This is a genomic window from Burkholderia sp. CpTa8-5, assembly GCF_017815045.1.
GTDB lineage: Bacteria > Pseudomonadota > Gammaproteobacteria > Burkholderiales > Burkholderiaceae > Burkholderia > Burkholderia sola.
The window spans coordinates 1-1,718 of sequence record NZ_JAGIQD010000068.1; the positions used below are offsets into that span (position 1 = coordinate 1).

Below are 1,718 nucleotides of genomic sequence, written 5' to 3' on the forward strand. Positions count from 1 at the left end.
GCCCATGCGCTCGCGTGCGCATGCTGGTGAAGGTTGCATTCGTTCGCGCAGCCGCACATCGCGGCGGCCGCTGCCGCGCGTTGCAGCGGCGCGCCGTTGCGTTGCGTCGCGCCCCAGCCGCCATAGCCGCCGAACTCGCGCACCGGCGACCAGTCCGGCATCGCCGGCGGAATCGGCGCGTCGTGCGATGCGAACGGCCCCGCGCCCCACACGATCTTCCCGTCGACCACCGTCAGCAACGCGGTCGTGGCGGCGATATCGTCTTCCGCGCACCCGAAGAAATCGCGATCGGGGACCACCAGGTCGGCAAGCTGACCCACCGCGATGCGGCCTTTCTTGCCTTCCTCGTTCGAGAACCACGTCACGTACTCGGTCCACATCCGCAGCGCGGTTTCGCGATCGAGCAGGTTGCGCTGCGGATACATGCGCATGCCGCCGACCGTCTTGCCCGTCACGAGCCACGAGAGCGACACCCACGGGTTGTACGACGCGACGCGCGTCGCGTCCGTGCCGGCCGACACCTTGAGCCCCTTCGCGAGCATCTTCGCGACCGGCGGCGTCGCCTCCGCGGCTTGCGCGCCGTAGCGCTCGACGAAGTATTCGCCCTGGTACGCCATCCGGTGCTGCACCGCGATCCCGCCGCCGAGCGCGGCGATCCGGTCCATCGATTGCTCGGTGATCGTTTCCGCGTGATCGAAGAACCAGTTCAGCCCTTCGAGCGGAATGTCCTCGTTGACCTTCTCGAACACGTCGAGCGCGCGGCTGATCGTTTCGTCATAGGTCGCGTGCATGCGCCACGGCCAGCGGTTTTCCGCGAGCACGCGCACGACGCCTTCGAGATCGTCCTCCATCTGCGCGGGCAGGTCCGGCCGCGCGACGCGGAAGTCTTCGAAATCGGCCGCGGAAAACGCCAGCATCTCGCCCGCGCCGTTGTTGCGGAAGTAGTCGGTGCCGTCGTGATACTTGACGCTCTTCGTCCAGTTCACGAAGTCTTCCTTCTCCGCGTTCGGCTTCTGCGTGAACAGGTTGTACGCGATCCGGATCGTCATCTCGCCCGCGTCGTGCAGCTTGCGGATCACTTCGTAATCGTCGGGGTAATTCTGCGAACCGCCGCCCGCGTCGATCACGCCCGTCACGCCGAGCCGGTTCAGCTCTCGCATGAAATGGCGCGTCGAGTTGTATTGATACTCGAACGGCAGCTTCGGCCCCTTCGCGAGCGTCGCGTAGAGGATCGTCGCGTTCGGGTTCGCGAGCAGCAGGCCGGTCGGGTTGCCGGCGGCATCGCGCAGGATCGTGCCGCCCGGCGGCTCCGGCGTGTCCTTCGTATAGCCGACGACACGCAGCGCGGCCGCGTTCAGCAACGCGCGATCGTACAAATGCAGGATGAACACCGGCGTGTCCGGCGCGACCGCATTGAGTTCTTCGATCGTCGGCAGCCGCTTCTCCACGAACTGATGCTCGGTGAAGCCGCCGACCACGCGCACCCATTGCGGCGCGGGCGTGATCGCGACCTGCTGCTTGAGCATCTCCATCGCGAGCGCAAGCGACGGCACGCCGTCCCAACGCAGTTCCATGTTGTAGTTCAGTCCGCCGCGAATCACGTGGCAGTGGTTGTCGATCAGACCCGGCAGCACGCCGCGGCCGCCGAGATCGACCACCTTCGTCGCGCGGCCCGCGAGCGGCATCACGTCCGCTTCGCTGCCGACCGCGACGAAGCG

General features: G+C 66.8%; 1 protein-coding gene. It reads right to left on the reverse strand.

Annotation, left to right across the window (positions count from 1 at the left end; translation table 11 throughout):
* Nucleotides 1–1,718, reverse strand: a 1,718-nt coding sequence (locus tag J8I35_RS34335; RefSeq protein ID WP_209929387.1) for an amidohydrolase, incomplete at both ends; no start/stop codon positions are given.